Annotated in this window: 11 protein-coding genes, 1 tRNA gene and 1 pseudogene; 10 read left to right on the plus strand and 3 right to left on the minus strand. The window is 61.1% G+C overall.

Features of this window, described 5'->3' with window-relative positions:
* Nucleotides 1-87: 87 nt before the first annotated feature.
* The 7 genes from FJ970_RS16030 to FJ970_RS16060 all read left to right on the plus strand — a co-directional run bounded on the left by FJ970_RS16030 (nucleotide 88) and on the right by FJ970_RS16060 (nucleotide 8625).
* Entirely contained in the window at nucleotides 88-1758 is a 1671-nt protein-coding gene (locus tag FJ970_RS16030) for a ribonuclease J (RefSeq protein ID WP_140758023.1), read from the plus strand.
* 377 nt (nucleotides 1759-2135) lie between these two features.
* Complete coding sequence (gene mce, locus FJ970_RS16035) at nucleotides 2136-2540, plus strand: methylmalonyl-CoA epimerase (protein WP_140758022.1); 405 nt, start codon at nucleotides 2136-2138, stop codon at nucleotides 2538-2540.
* Nucleotides 2537-2821: a DUF1467 family protein gene (locus FJ970_RS16040; protein ID WP_140758021.1), complete on the plus strand. Its 285-nt coding sequence runs from the start codon at nucleotides 2537-2539 to the stop codon at nucleotides 2819-2821. The genes mce and FJ970_RS16040 overlap by 4 nt, the downstream gene beginning before the upstream one ends.
* Nucleotides 2822-3436: 615 nt before the next feature.
* Nucleotides 3437-4765: a proline--tRNA ligase gene (gene proS, locus FJ970_RS16045; protein WP_140758020.1), complete on the plus strand. Its 1329-nt coding sequence runs from the start codon at nucleotides 3437-3439 to the stop codon at nucleotides 4763-4765.
* Nucleotides 4762-6048 (plus strand): lipoprotein-releasing ABC transporter permease subunit, encoded by a 1287-nt coding sequence (locus FJ970_RS16050; RefSeq protein ID WP_140758019.1) that lies wholly within the window; start codon nucleotides 4762-4764, stop codon nucleotides 6046-6048. Before proS ends, FJ970_RS16050 begins: the two co-directional genes overlap by 4 nt.
* Complete coding sequence (locus FJ970_RS16055) at nucleotides 6048-6728, plus strand: ABC transporter ATP-binding protein (RefSeq protein ID WP_135915676.1); 681 nt, start codon at nucleotides 6048-6050, stop codon at nucleotides 6726-6728. Before FJ970_RS16050 ends, FJ970_RS16055 begins: the two co-directional genes overlap by 1 nt.
* 646 nt (nucleotides 6729-7374) lie before the next feature.
* Nucleotides 7375-8625 (plus strand): site-2 protease family protein, encoded by a 1251-nt coding sequence (locus FJ970_RS16060; RefSeq protein WP_140758018.1) that lies wholly within the window; start codon nucleotides 7375-7377, stop codon nucleotides 8623-8625.
* A gap of 7 nt (nucleotides 8626-8632) precedes the next feature.
* On the opposite strand, the gene lipB is transcribed toward FJ970_RS16060, so the two are convergent.
* Nucleotides 8633-9376, minus strand: a complete 744-nt coding sequence (gene lipB, locus FJ970_RS16065; RefSeq protein ID WP_140758017.1) for a lipoyl(octanoyl) transferase LipB — start codon at nucleotides 9374-9376, stop codon at nucleotides 8633-8635.
* A gap of 234 nt (nucleotides 9377-9610) precedes the next feature.
* On the opposite strand from lipB, the gene FJ970_RS16070 reads away from it, so the two are divergent.
* The 3 genes from FJ970_RS16070 to FJ970_RS16080 all read left to right on the plus strand — a co-directional run bounded on the left by FJ970_RS16070 (nucleotide 9611) and on the right by FJ970_RS16080 (nucleotide 13073).
* A tRNA-Leu gene (locus FJ970_RS16070) sits at nucleotides 9611-9695 on the plus strand.
* 136 nt (nucleotides 9696-9831) lie between these two features.
* Complete coding sequence (locus tag FJ970_RS16075) at nucleotides 9832-11190, plus strand: DUF6538 domain-containing protein (protein WP_140758016.1); 1359 nt, start codon at nucleotides 9832-9834, stop codon at nucleotides 11188-11190.
* 767 nt (nucleotides 11191-11957) lie between these two features.
* Nucleotides 11958-13073, plus strand: coding sequence for a Fic family protein (locus FJ970_RS16080; protein ID WP_140758015.1), 1116 nt, complete (start codon nucleotides 11958-11960; stop codon nucleotides 13071-13073).
* A gap of 492 nt (nucleotides 13074-13565) precedes the next feature.
* Here FJ970_RS16080 and FJ970_RS16085 read toward each other — a convergent pair.
* Both FJ970_RS16085 and FJ970_RS16090 read right to left on the minus strand, forming a co-directional pair.
* Nucleotides 13566-13703 (minus strand): annotated as a pseudogene (locus tag FJ970_RS16085) (aldo/keto reductase); the annotation flags it as partial.
* Nucleotides 13704-14136: 433 nt separating this feature from the next.
* A complete protein-coding gene (locus FJ970_RS16090; protein WP_227791801.1) occupies nucleotides 14137-15207 on the minus strand; it encodes a LysR family transcriptional regulator in 1071 nt (356 codons plus the stop codon).
* Between the last annotated feature and the right edge of the window lie 93 nt (nucleotides 15208-15300).

Here is a 15300-nt window from a genome sequence, read left to right on the forward strand (position 1 = left end):
TTTGAGCAATTCCGGACTGAAAACCGTTAGACACTTTTTCTGGAATTGCATTAACGGCTTGGCCTGAGGGCCAGGAAGGGAAAAATCATGGCGAAAGCGGACAACGCCGAACTCGTCTTCGTGCCGCTCGGTGGCGTCGGCGAGATCGGCATGAACTTCGCCCTCTACGGCTACGGCCCGCCGAGCGCGCGCGAGTGGATCGTCATCGATGTCGGCGTCACCTTTCCCGACGCGGCGCATCCGGGCGTCGACCTGATCCTGCCAGACACGCGCTTCATCGAGGAGAACCTCGCCAATTTGCGCGGCATCATCATCACCCACGCGCATGAGGACCACTACGGCGCGTTGCTCGACACCTGGCCGAAGCTGAATGCACCGGTCTGGATGACGCCGTTCAGCGCCGGCCTGCTGGAAGCCAAGCGGCAGGGCGAGCAGGGCGCGCCGAAGATCCCGCTGACGATCTACCGGGCGGGCGAAAAGTTCACGGTCGGCCCCTTCGAGATCGAAGCCATTCCGGTGGCGCACTCCATTCCCGAACCGATGTCGCTGGCGATCACCTCGCCGGCCGGCACCGTCATCCATACCGGCGACTGGAAGATCGATCCGGAACCGACGATCGGACCCAAGACCGACGAGGCGCGCTTCCGCGCCTATGGCGACAAGGGCGTGCTGGCGCTGATCTGCGATTCGACCAATGCGCTGCGCGAAGGCGAGTCGCCTTCGGAAGTGGCCGTCGGCGAGGGCCTGAAAGGCGTCATCCAGGCCGCCAAGGGCCGCGTCGCCGTCACCACCTTCTCCTCCAATGTCGGACGCATCGTCTCGATCGCCCGGGCGGCGCGCGATGCCGGCCGCCAGTGCCTGGTGCTCGGCCGCTCTCTGAAGCGCGTCATCGATGTGGCTGACGAGCTCGGCTATATGGACGGGCTGCCGGAGTTCATCGCCGAGGAGGATTTCGGTTTCATCCCGCGCGAGAACCTGGTCATCATCTGCACCGGCAGCCAGGGTGAGCCGCTGGCGGCGCTGGCGAAGCTGTCGCGCGACGAGATGAAATCGGTGTCGCTGACGGCGGGCGACACGGTGGTGTTTTCCTCGCGCACCATTCCCGGCAACGAGAAGGCGATCCTGGAAATCAAGAACCGTCTCATCGATCTCGGCATCAAGATCATCGAGGACGGCGATGCTCTGGTACACGTTTCCGGCCATCCCCGGCGCAGCGAACTGCGCAAGATGTATGAATGGGTGCGTCCGCAGATCGGCGTTCCCGTGCATGGCGAGGCCGCGCATCTGGTGGCGCAGGGTTCGCTGATGTCGACGTCCGGCATCGGCCAGGTGGCGCAAGTGCGCGACGGCGACATGCTGCGGCTCGCGCCAGGTCCGGCCACCATCATAGACCAGGTGCCGTTCGGCCGTGTCTACAAGGACGGCAACCTGATCGGCACCGATCAGGCGATGGGTATTCGCGACCGGCGCAAATTGTCCTTTGCCGGCCATGTCGCGGTCAATGTCGTGCTCGACGAGAAGTATGAACTGGCCGGCGATCCCGATCTGGTCGCAATCGGCGTCGCCGAGGCCGATGGCCGTGGCGAGACGCTCGAAGATCTGATGATCGATGCGGCCGTCGGCGCGGTCGAATCGATCCCCCGCCAGCGCCGCAAGGACCTCGACCTCGTGCAGGAGGCGGTGCGGCGCGCGGTGCGCGGCGCGGCCAACGAAGCTTGGGGCAAGAAACCGCTGGTGACGGTGTTCGTCACCAGGTGATGGGCAATGGCTAGACATTCAGCTGGCAGGCGACCGGAAGCCAGCGAAAAGAACGCTTCGCCGATTCGATGTAGCCAGGCCTGGAAATGGCATGTGATGGCCGGTGACCAGCAGGGGCCGCCGGCGGCTGTCCGGCCGCGAAGGCCGATGCAAGCCTGTCTCTGATATCGACGGCGTCGAGCAGGGCGGCACTTTGAACGACCCGAGATCGAAGATGAAAACGCGGGCGCGGGCAGGGCTGATTCCCGACATTTCCCTTTGTGCTTTGCAGATACCGGTTGGAAGAGGTGCGACAGTGCGCGCCTCCTGAATGGCTGTCGGTCTCGGTTGATTTGACGTATGACGCCAATATTGGACCTGGGAGAAAAAGCTCGGACATGCTCGGACGGCTGAACCATGTCGCGCTTGCGGTGCCGGATTTGGCTGCCGCCATTGCAGCTTACCGCAACACACTCGGCGCCGAAGTGACCGAGCCGCAGGCCTTGCCGGAGCATGGCGTCACCGTGGTGTTCGTCAATGTCGGCAACACCAAGATCGAATTGCTGGAGCCGCTTGGCGAGCGCTCGCCGATCGCGGCGTTCCTCGAGAAGAACCCGTCGGGCGGTATGCATCATCTGTGCTACGAGGTCGACGACATCCTGGCCGCGTGCGACCAGCTCAAGGCCGCCGGCGCCCGCGTGCTTGGCGACGGCAATCCCAAGGTAGGTGCGCACGGCAAGCCGGTGCTGTTCCTGCATCCGAAGGATTTCTTCGGTACGCTTATCGAACTGGAGCAATCATGAACTGGGTCTCGTTCACCGCCCTGTTTTTCGCGACCTGGTGGGTGGTGCTGTTTGCCGTTCTGCCGTTCAGCGTCAAGACGCAGGACGACGATCACGACGTGACGCTGGGCACGGTTCCGAGCGCGCCGCGCGGGCCGCATATGTTGCGTGCCGTGATCCGCACCACCATCGCGACGGCGATCCTGATGAGCATTTTCTATGGTTTGACGCACGGGCTGGGATACAGCCTCAACGACATCCCGCACATCGTGCCGGATTTCGGCCAGACCCCGGCGAAATAGAAGTCCTGGGATTGAGATGCCGCCCCGCCCGGCGGCCATGGGCTGCTGACGCTAGGTCATGTAGCCTGGCAATTCGCGGCGCTAACCAGATGATTGCACAAAAAAAATGCAAGGCACAAGGCCTTGCAATTAAACGCGTCCGATCTGTTTCCGGTATCCGGCGGCAGCGAGTAACCGCGCCTAGATCGCATCCTCCCAAGACTTTGACCGCGTAGGAAGGCAGATTTGTTTCTGCCCTCTCGGTTATCGGGGCACATTAGCCTAACGGAAACGAAAATGTCACGAAGAATTTTGCCTTGAAACGGGCATTCTCGTGCTGCACTGCACAATAGTGCGGCAGGCTTTGCTTTTGAAACGACCAGGCAATGTCGAGACAGCCTTTGCGGCATGTTCGCGATTGACGCGCGCAAAGAATTGGCGGCTCAATCCGAAGAGGTTCGGTACGTTCCATTGTCGGCGCGGACTGATCCGGAAGCGCGGGATTCCGGGGCGGAAGGGGCTGATGTGGTGGGATGGCCGGGTTTCCATTCCGTCATGAAATCGCTATGAAGCCGGGGCAAGCAAGCCTGCGCCCTGCCGATTCTGGCGTGGCCATTCTCATTCACGGACCAGTTCATGCGTTTGTCGCGCTATTTCCTGCCTATCCTCAAAGAAAATCCGCGCGAGGCCGAAATCGTCTCGCATAGGTTGATGCTGCGCGCCGGCATGATCCGCCAGCAGGGGCAGGGCAGTTTTTCCTGGCTGCCGTTGGGCAAGCGGGTGCTGGACAAGGTCTGCAAGATCATCCGCGAGGAACAGAACCGCGCCGGCGCGCTGGAGATCCTGATGCCGACCATCCAGTCGGCCGATCTTTGGCGCGAGAGCGGCCGTTACAACGACTACGGCAAGGAGATGCTGCGCATCAAGGACCGTCAGGACCGCGACATGCTTTACGGACCGACCAACGAGGAAATGGTCACCGAGATTTTTCGCGCCTACGTCAAGTCCTACAAGGACCTGCCGCTCAACCTCTACCATATTCAGTGGAAGTTCCGTGACGAGGTGCGGCCGCGCTTCGGCGTGATGCGTTCGCGCGAATTCCTGATGAAGGATGCCTATTCCTTCGATCTCGACTTCGAGGGCGCGAGAGCCGCCTATAACAGGATGTTCGTCTCCTATCTCCGGACCTTCACCCGTATGGGCCTGCAGGCAATCCCGATGCGGGCCGACACCGGGCCGATCGGCGGCGATCTCAGCCACGAATTCATCATCCTGGCCGATACCGGCGAAAGCCAGGTCTTCTGCCATCGCGATTATCTGTCGCTTGCCGTGCCCGGAGCGGAAACCGACTTCGCCAATGACGGCGAGATAGCAGACATCGTCAAGACGTGGACGACGCCCTACGCCGCCACCGACGAGATGCATGACGAGGCGGCCTGGGAGAAGGTCCCGACAGGCGACCAGGTCTCGGCGCGCGGCATCGAGGTCGGCCATATCTTCCACTTCGGCGAGAAATACTCCAAGCCGATGGGCGCCAAGGTGACGGGCCCCGACGGCAAGGATCATTTCGCCTCGGGCGGCTCCTACGGCATCGGCCCGTCGCGGCTGGTCGCGGCGATCATCGAGGCCAGCCACGACGAGAACGGCATCATCTGGCCGGAAGCGGTGGCGCCGTTCGATATTTGCCTGATCAACATGAAGGCGGGCGACGCCGAGTGCGATCGCGTCTGCGACGAGCTCAACGCTGCCTTCACCGCCGCCGGCAAGGATGTGCTCTACGACGATACGGACCAGCGGCCGGGCGGCAAGTTCGCCACCGCCGACCTGATCGGCCTGCCCTGGCAAGTGATCGTCGGACCGCGCGGCGTGGCCGCCGGCGAGATCGAGATCAAGAATCGCAAGAGCGGCGAGCGCGTGACGCTGCCGATCGCCGACGCGAAAAAGCGCTTCGGTGCCCCCGCATGAGCGAGGCGGCGGCAGCGAGATCGGCGGGCGCCGGCCCGTTCTCAATCTTCGAACGCACGGTTGCGTGGCGCTATTTGCGCTCGCGGCGCAAGGAGACGGTGATCTCGGTGATCGCCTCGATCTCCTTTCTCGGCATCATGCTGGGCGTCGCCACGCTGATCGTCGTCATGGCCGTCATGAACGGGTTCCGCGCCGAGCTTCTGACACGCATCCTCGGCGTCAACGGCCATCTGATCGTGCAGCCGCTCGATTCGCCGCTCGAGGACTATGCCCAGGTCGCCAGCCGCATCAACGGCGTGCCCGGGGTCAAATACGCCATTCCGCTGATCGATGGCCAGGTGCTGGCGCAAGGCAATGTCGGCGGCGGCACCGGCGCGCTGGTGCGCGGTATCAGGGGTGAAGACCTCGGCAAGATCGCCATCGTGGCCAAAAACATCAAACAGGGTTCGCTCGACGGCTTCGATACGGGCGACGGCGTCGCCATCGGCAAGCGCATGGCCGAGAATCTCGGCTTGGCGCTCGGCGACACCATCACCTTGATCTCGCCGGACGGGGATGTGACGCCGCTCGGCACCACGCCGCGCATGAAGGGCTACAAGATCGCCGCGATCTTCGAAGTCGGCATGTCGGAATATGACAGCTCCATCGTCTACATGCCGTTCTCCGAGGCGCAGCTCTATTTCAACATGGACGGCCGGGCGCAGACGATCGAAATCTATGTCGACAATCCCGATGATGTCGACGCGCTGAAACCCAAGGTGGAAGAGGCGGCACAACGCCCCATCGACCTCGTCGACTGGCGCCAGCGCAACGAGACCTTCTTTTCCGCCCTGCAGGTCGAGCGCAACGTGATGTTCATGATCCTGACGCTGATCGTGCTGGTGGCGGCGCTCAACATCATTTCCGGACTGATCATGCTGGTGAAGGACAAGGGGCATGACATCGCCATCCTGCGCACCATGGGCGCCTCGCGCGGCGCCATCCTGCGCATCTTCCTGATGACGGGGGCAGCGATCGGCGTGACGGGCACGCTCGCCGGCGTGCTGCTCGGCGTGGTGATCTGCACCAACATCGAATCGATCCGCCAATTCTTCTCCTGGATGACCGGCAAGGTGCTGTTCAATCCGGAGCTGTATTTCCTCAGCCAGTTGCCGGCGAAGATGGATCCGCGCGAGACGACCTACGTCATCATCATGGCGCTGGCGCTGTCCTTCCTGGCAACGGTGTTTCCAGCGTGGCGGGCGGCCCGCCTCGATCCGGTCGAAGCCTTGAGGTACGAGTAGTGGCCGAGGTCATTATCGAGCTGAAGAGCGTCGAGCGGCACTATGTCCAGGGGCCGCGCAAGCTCACCATCCTGAACGGCGCCGACTTTTCGCTTCGGCGCGGCGAGATGGTGGCGCTGGTGGCGCCGTCGGGCACCGGCAAGTCGACGCTGCTGCACACGGCGGGCCTGCTGGAGCGTCCTGACGCCGGCGACGTGATCCTGTCCGGCCGGGCCTGCGGCCGGTTGTCCGACGATGAGCGCACCTCGATCCGCCGCAACGATGTCGGCTTCGTCTACCAGTTCCATCATCTGCTGCCGGAGTTTTCGGCGCTGGAAAACATCATGATGCCGCAGCTCATCAAGGGGCTGCCGCGCAAGGAAGCGGGCGAGCGCGCGGCGCAGCTGCTCGATTACATGCAGATCGGCAAGCGGGCATCGCACCGGCCATCCGAGCTGTCCGGCGGCGAGCAGCAGCGAGTCGCCATTGCGCGCGCCGTTGCCAATGCGCCGCTGGTGCTGCTCGCCGACGAGCCGACCGGCAACCTCGACCCGGTCACCGCCTCTTATGTCTTCGAGGCGCTGGAAGCGCTGGTGCGGCAATCGGGACTCGCCGCGCTGATCGCCACGCACAATCACGAGCTGGCATCGCGCATGGACCGGCGTGTCACGCTCGCCGACGGCAAGGTGGTGCCGCTTTAAGGAATGGTTTCGCCCGGGGTGTACCGTGCGGAGATGGCTTAGAATCGCCAGTGAGCGTTCATTGCGATCAGCGTGGACGATATCGCGCTCGTCGCCAGAATGAGCAGCCAAACTACAAAATTACGAGAGAGGCGTCGCCTGCGGCCTTGTCGCATCCGCTTTCGCCAGCGGTCACCTTGATTTGCGCCTCCGTATTTCCCCATATCCATCGCTCAGCAGTGCCTCAGCCCAAGAACTATCGTCTCGGCCAAACTTTAATACAGGCGCGCGCTAATCCTGATCCTCCGGGAGTGGAAGCCTACGCCGCCGTGCTTTCAACCGGGCCTCAGGCGAGCGATTAACCTTTCGCTAACCGTGCAAAATTCCCACCCGTCGCCATATCTCCTAGCGATTGACATTGGAACAAAATTAGAACAAATTGGAAACATATCCACAACAGGAGAGAGTTATGACCGATCTGGTTCAGGATGTCATCTCGCTGGTTTGCATGAGCGCGTTTCTTGTTTCCATGGCGATCTGGATCGGAGCCATGTGAGCTGGCGGCATCCGCCATCGCTGTTCCCGATGGCCATAAGCCGCTCCGCTGTTAAGCTTTTCTTGCCGCCGCGACGTTAGGGTGCGCCTCCAGGCAGGGAGCAACGTCCAGGTGTCGCCCATCGTCACGGCCATTCTCGTGGCCAGCAATCTCGGGCTGATCTTTCTCTTGATGACCGTGCCGCTCGGTTTGCGCACGGTCCGGTCCAGTCGCATCGTGGCGATGGACCGGCAGCGCCTGTGGCAGGCGCTGTGGCCGCTTGGCAGCGATGCCGGATGGTCCGGCGAGATCCTGTCGGCGCAGCCGCTGGACGAAGGGGGTGTGGCCCGAATCATGCTGTCGTGGGAAGGCCGCGACGGCAAGCCGATCGAGCGCAGGGCGCGGTTTGAAGATGTCGTCGAGGGCAGCCGCTTCTCGATGCGGGTGATCGAGGACACCGCGCTCGATGGCTCGTTCTGGAAGGATTATGGCGAGACCGCCGAACTGGTTTCGCAGGGCAGCGGCACACGCGTGACGCTCAGCCGGACCGACCGGTACCGCGGCGTCGCCTTCCTGGTGTTCCGTTACTTCGCCATGCGCCGCGAGCTCTCCAAGCTGCAGCGTTGGGCAAGGACCGGGCAGTATCGCAAGGGCGGCTGGTTCGAGCATCCGCTGAGTCAGGTCGGCTTTGCCGTGCTGTCGGCATTGATGCTGTGGCCGTTCTTCGGCCTTCACCTCGGCGGGCTGGCGTTGGCCGCGATCCTGACGTCGGTGGTGGCGCTGCACGAACTCGGCCACATGGCGGCGTTCCGGCTGACAGGCCATCGCAGGGCGCGGATGATCTTCATCCCGCTGCTTGGCGGCATCGCCATTGGCGACCGGCCCTACAACAGCCGTTTCGAAGTGGCCTTCGTGGCGTTGATGGGGGCGGGGTTCTCCGCCTTCCTGGTGCCGATCGTCATTGCCGCCAGCGTGCTTGCCGGCAACGAGGGTCACAAGGCCGCGGCCGCGCTGCTGGCCGCGCTTGCAGGTTGCGTGGCCCTGTTCAACATCGCCAATCTGGTGCCGGTGTGGAAATTCGACGGCGGCCAGGTGCTGCGCCAGATCTGCCCGGGGCCGGTCGTCCTGGCTCTGGCGTCCTTCTCGCTGCTTTCGGCCTTTCTGGCGCTCGGCTGGCGGGCTGGTTTTTCGTCAGGCTTCCTGCTCGCGGCCGGTGCGGTTTTTTCGATCCTCAGCCTGCTTACCGTCGGCAGCGGCGTGAAGCCACGTCACGAACTGGAGCCGATCGACACCGTCGACCGTTTCGTCATCGCAGGGGCCTTGCTGGCGGTGTTCGCCATCCATGGCTGCGGCGTGTTGTGGGCGTCAGGGCAACTGATCTGAAGCACCGTCAGCCGGTCTTGCGGGCCGCTTCGGCGGGCAAGGCCTCGGCAGGACCGAACACATCCTCGAACGCGGATTTCAGCGCGAGATCAAGGTCGGCCATCGTCAGGGGAAGGCCGAGGTCGACGAGGCTGGTGACGCCGTGGTCCGAGACACCGCAAGGAACAATGCCGCCGAAATGGGCGAGGTCCGGCTCGACATTGATGGCGATGCCGTGGAAGCTCACCCAGCGACGCAGCCGGATGCCGATTGCCGCGATCTTGTCCTCGCCCAATGAGCCGTCCGGCAAAGCAGGGCGATCGGGCCGCACCACCCAGACGCCGACCCGGTCCTCGCGGCGCTCGCCGCGCACGTAGAAGGCGGCGAGCGTACCGATGATCCATTGTTCGAGCGCCGCGACGAAGGCGCGCACGTCCTCGCGCCGGCGCTTCAGGTCGAGCATGACATAGGCGACCCGCTGGCCGGGTCCGTGATAGGTGTATTCGCCGCCGCGTCCGGCCGCGAAGACCGGAAAGCGGTCAGGCTCGATCAGGTCCTCGATGCGGGCGCTGGTGCCTGCGGTATAGAGCGGCGGATGTTCGACCAGCCAGACCATTTCGCCGGCAGCTCCGCTGCGGATTGCGTCCGCACGCGCTTCCATGAAGGCCAGCGCATCAGGATAGGCGGTAAGGCCGGGCTCGACCAGCCATTCGACCGGCGCCGAACCGGGCAAGGGCAGGAACGACGTGGCGATCTGGCTGCGTTCTGTCATGGCATGTCGCTCTGCTTATGCATGTCGTGGTCCCAAAACCGCCTTGCACTTTTGGGCGACATGCCTTTGGCCTCCATATGGCGATATCGGGCGCAAACGTCCAGTTCCGGATGCTCGTTGCAATCCTGTGGAACGTTATGCCAATTGCCTGACATTATTGCTCGCGACGCACTTGTTTCGCCGGAAACGATTTGCTACACGCCGCGAGCCGGTCGGTTCCGGCTCCTACCACGTGCGGTCGTGGCGGAATTGGTAGACGCGCAGCGTTGAGGTCGCTGTGGGGCAACCCGTGGAAGTTCGAGTCTTCTCGACCGCACCATTGGCAAAATCGGTAAGTGGCTGATTTTAAAATAAAATAGGCGGCTTTGCCGCCTTTTTTATTGACAGTTTGGCCAGATTTGCACTACAAATTGCACTGCACGTTACATCATCGGCAATCATGCCGGGTGTTCGATATGGCCAAGAAAATACCGTCCTCTTCAAGCTCGCCAGACCCTGATCGATATCTAAAAAAACGCGCATCGAGATGGCATTACGTCCGACGTGTCCCGGCCCACGTCGCGGGCTTCGATCCGCGCGGAACAATCCAGATTTCACTGAAAACCTCCTCCCACGAAGTCGCCCGCATCAAGCGCGATGCCTTCGAGAAGGCCGACGATCTCTATTGGTCGGGACTCGCCGACGGACATCAGGCCGAATCCGTCGTGTCCGCTTACAATGCCGCGAGAACCCGTGCCCTGGCCCTTGGTTTCGAATACCTGTCATCCGCGAACCTTGCCGCCAGCCGTTCGCTGGACGAGATCCTGCGACACGTCGAAAAAGCGAAAGGCTCAGGCGGGCGAGAGGCGCCCGCACTTCTTGGCGCGCATGAGAGGCCGGCGCTTACCGTCCGGGAAGCCACGGAGTATTATTTCAACACTATGGCCGCCGACGAGGCGCGGGGCATGAGCGAATACCAATTCGCGTCCTGGAAAAAGGTGAAGAGATATGCGGCGGAAAGCTTCATATCGGTCGTCGACAACAAGCCACTTCTTGAGATCACACGGGCCGATGCCCAGAGGTATTACGAATTCTGGCTCGGCCGCGTGAAAGGCTCCAAAGGCGGGAAGCGCATGTCCTCAAACACCGCAAATCGTAGTTTCGGCAATATGCGGAAACTGTTCAAAACCTACGCGAACTGGCTCGCGCTCGATATCCGGAACCCTTTTGACGGTCTGTCGTTTCGCAACCGCAAGAGCGACCGGCGTGTGGTTCCTCCGTTCGAAGCCGAGTGGATAAAGACCAAGTTCCTTGTGCCTGGCGCGTTTGGCCGTCTCAACGATGATGCCCGGCTCATTTTCCTCGCCTTGATCGAGACCGGCTGCCGGCCCTCCGAGATCTGCAATCTGAGACCAGAGAACATAAGGCTCAATCATCCGGTCCCCCATCTCGCCATCCGGTTTCAGCCGGACCGCCTGATCAAGACAGAGTCGAGCATTCGCGAAATTCCGCTTCTTGGTGTCTCGCTCGAAGCCATGAAGCGCGCGCCGAAGGGATTCCCTCGTTACAGTGACAAAGAGACCAACCTTTCGGCAACCCTCATGAAGGGCCTCAGATCGGCAAAGCTGTTGCCCTCTGAGGAGCACAGTGTCTATTCGATCCGCCATTCTTTCGAAAAGCGAATGCAGGAAGCGGGGCTGGATTACGATTTGAGGTGCCGGCTGATGGGACACGCCAATGACCGGCCGCAATACGGGGACGGCGGTTCGTTGGAATGGCGGCGCGATCAGCTCAAGAAAATCGTCCTACCCTTCGATCCTGCGATCCTTGCATAGGCGGACGACTAAATCCGACCCTTGGCAGCACGCAGGCGATCTGCCCGGGACGCCAATTGCTCTCGCTCGTGCTCCAGGCGCTCGAAAATCGGCCAATAGCTTTCGCCTTCTGGCCGTGTCTCGATCAAATGGGCAACATAGGCGAGGGCCTTTTCGACCCGTGGAAGAAAAAGGACTTTTGCATCACTGCGTTTCCGATCTCCCCAGCAGTCCTCCACCTGGTCACTGGTATGAGATTGAAAGCCGATGTCGACAGGCCGAGCGGCATCTGAGGCAAGGCGACCCTCATTCTCAACACGGTTTCTCCAACGGCGAGGGCCGCGGCGTTCGTTTGTTGCGGCTCCGGTAGGCTTGCTGTTTCGAGAATGATCTATTTCCAATTTGGGCATCGTGCAGTCCGCGAAATTTGACGTGCGGGCGCTGGCCTGCTCGCGGACAGGAGGATGCTTCGGCAAGGTGCTTGTTGGAAGTTTTCGATCTGACCGATCGCACAAAAGGATGCTGCGGCGTAAGAACGGGCTGGGGAGTCCGAAAGGGGTATGGTTTCTTCACGGTCGATGCCGAATTTACGGGGGCGGCGCGAAGATGAACGGCATATTGCGCGATATTCGCTTGAGTTCGGTTCACGAGAGCCCGGCCGGCTTTGGCGGATGCGCCCAGATATGGGTATTTACGGCCATCTATTGGGTGCCGGCTGAGGCATAGGTAAGATTGCTATAGCTCACATTGTTCGCTATCATGAGTTATAGAAAGGCGCTCTATAGCTCATGGCATGGAATTGGGAGCAGGCCGACTGGCCGCATTTTACCTACGACAAGATGGCATTGGACCCGCTGGAAAGCGAGTTCCTATTGCGATCGGGCGAGTTCCTCGGCGTCTTTCGTCACGTCGGTTCCGAGGATCGCGATCAGATCCGCATCGAGCTTATCAGCGAAGAGGCTTTGAAGACATCCGCCATCGAAGGAGAATATCTCAACCGCGAGAGCCTGCAATCGTCCTTACGCCAGCAACTTGGGCTTGGAGCTGAAAACAGACGCATTCCGCCAGCGGAGCGAGGCGTCTCCGAAATGATGGCCGATGTGTACTTGCATTTTGCGGAACCGCTTTCTCATCGCACCCTCTACGCCTGGCACAAGATGGTGATGTCGGCCGAACGGCGCATTGAGACAATCGGCAATTACCGCCAGCATGCCGATCCGATGCAGATCGTCTCCAATCGGCTGGACAAGCCCAAAGTGCATTTCGAGGCGCCGCCCTCATCGCGCGTGAAGGCCGAAATGGATGCTTTTACCATCTGGTTCAACAATACTGCGCCCAAAGGCAAGGCTCCGCTTCCCGCGCTGACGCGCGCCGGTATCGCGCATCTCTATTTTGAGAGCATCCATCCGTTCGAAGACGGCAACGGCCGCATAGGGCGTGCCCTTTGCGAAAAGGCGCTGGCGCAAAATCTGGGCGAGCCGAGCCTAATAACGCTGGCCTATACAATCGAGCGTCATCGCAAGGCCTACTACGACAGCCTGGAAGCCAGCAACAAGAGCAACGCGATTACCGACTGGCTGCTCTACTTCGCCAACACGATCCTTGAAGCGCAGCGCGTAACGCTTGCTCGTGTCGAATTCTCCGTCGCCAAGGCCAAGTTCTACGAGCGCCATCGGGGTCAGTTCAACGAGCGCCAGGAGAAGGTGATCGATCGAATGTTCCGTGAAGGTATCGATGGCTTCAAGGGTGGTCTCAGCGCCGAGAATTACATCGCCGTCACCCAGGCGTCGCGCGCCACGGCGACAAGGGACCTGCAGGATCTGGTTGCCAAGGGTGCGCTGACAAGAGCTGGTGAACTCCGACACACACGTTACACGCTGAATATTCGCGACGATCGTGCGTGAATTCCATCAGCGAACCAAGGGACAGGCTGTTAAACAGCCGGTCTCAGTATTGGTGAGTGGCGGGCTACCAAGCAGGAGGCCGGTAGACATCCGTTGATATCTGAAAGCTCGCTTTGGCGAACCGAACGGTTTTCAAAACTTCCCGCGCAAGGACGAAAGCGATAACTGGATACATTGGGACTACAGCCTCAAGGCCGGTGAGACCCGACGTGTATATCTCCGGCATGTCGCGCGAGATTCATATCACGGTCGGCGAGGCGCTCACGCCCCAGCAATGGCGGGACCTGATTGTCGGTGTCAGAACGGATTATGCGAGGATCGGTCCGCAGAAATCCGCCGTACTACAGAGCCTGGAAAAATTCGTCATTTTCCAGAACAAGTTTGGCGCGGGATGTCGGCATGCACCGCGACCTCGTAGCCGGCCAAGTCATGGTTGACGAAGAAACCCCGTAGCGTAGCCGAATGCAGTGCGGCGGCGGGTGCGGTCACGTTTCAGCCTCGCGGGGAAGCCTGCTCGAGTTGTTGATATTCTTCGTCCGTCAGCGTGATCGCGGCGGCTGCCACGTTTTCCTCAAGATGAGAGACGCGGCTGGTGCCTGGGATCGGCAGCATGACCGGGCTACGCTTCAGGAAGAGATTTCGATGCGCTGTTGAGCCATGGCGGATCCGGCCGTTCCAACCGTGATGGCGGCAGTGCTCATCCATAACTTCAGCATGCCATCTCCATTTCTGATACGAGGACGGCGCCAGTGCTGCGGACACCGGCGCCATCAGCTTTTGCTACGCGAGGTGCTGTTCGAAGAACGAAATCTCGCCCGCGCTTGGCGCGTGAAGCCCGGCGACCCCCGCTGTTGGACACGATAGTGGGTTTGAAGTGGTAGCGGGAGACCGCTACATCGTAAGACCCACTATTGACGGGGCGTTCTTTTGCTATCGTCGGCATGCAGGTCGTGGGCCGACAAAGGCCCGGACAGTGTCGCTGCGCACCTGACGGGTGCGCATACACCGGCAACGCTTACCCCGACAGCCTTATCCAGTGCATCAAGCTGAGTGGCAGGTGCCATCATGACACGTCATACTGCTGCGCCAGCGAGTCGGAAAGCTGGTCGGCGAAACGGGCAGCGGCCACCGGCAGGGTGCGGCCCTTGAGTTGGCCGACATAGAGCATGCCAGCGGGCACGTCGCGCGGGTCGAGCGGCCGGGAGATCATGTCACCGGTCATCGTCTGGTGGGACAGGCCAATTGGGAAATGGAAGGTGATGATATCCTCCGAGATAGCGTGGTTGCGCAGGAATTCGAAGCTGTCCGATTGAATCACCGGCTCCAGCTGCAGCGATGACGATTGCGCCCCGATGTCGAGCAGGTAGCGCACGCCGTAACTTGATGTGGGAAGCGCGATTGGATAGTCGAGGCAAGCGCGCAAGCGCACCGTCTCGTGAGAAGCCAGCGGATGATCGGGCCGCATAACCGCATGCACCGGCTGGTGCACCCGCATCAGCGTCATGAAAGCAGCCAGCCGGGTTGGCTCGTAGACGATGGCGATGTCGGCCGTGTGATCGACCAAGGCACGCTCGGCCTCCTCCCGGTCGCGCAGGTGCACTCCGAAGGTCACATTCGGATGTTCCTTGCGGTAGAGTGAGATCTGCATCGGCAAATGGTAGGGCAATAGCGCCTGGCTGCAGGCGATCGCCACATGGCCGCGCCGGGCGCCAGCAAGGTCTGCAATCTGCGATTTCACGTGCTCCATATCGGATAACTGGTTGCGCATGTGCTGCACTAGAAGTTCGCCGGCGCTGGACAATCGCACGCCGTGAGGCAGTCGCTCGAAAATCGCAACGCCGAGTTCGGCCTCCATCGCCAATATACGCCGGTTGAGCGCCGTCGAGGTTATGGCGAGCAATTCCGCGGCGGCGCGGATCGAACCGGTCTTGGCCACCACATCGATATGGTGAGCGGAGTTCAGGTAACGCATCGGCAGCCCCCGGCACCACCGCTGCAATTCTTGCAGCAGGCTGAACAAAACATAGCACAAGACAGCAGCACCGTCATCGACATAATTAAACCTGTCGACATATGAGTGAAGAAGTATGTTCAAGCGACATTGATCATTCAGAATCAACGAAAGGTGTGGCAATGGATTTGTTCCAGTTCTTCCAGTAACTTGTTAAATCAAAATGAGTAACCATGCGCTGCATATCAATTGTAAGCTTGGCATCTCTCGATCTTG

The sequence above is a fragment of the Mesorhizobium sp. B2-1-8 genome (assembly GCF_006442545.2).
Taxonomy (GTDB): Bacteria; Pseudomonadota; Alphaproteobacteria; order Rhizobiales; family Rhizobiaceae; genus Mesorhizobium.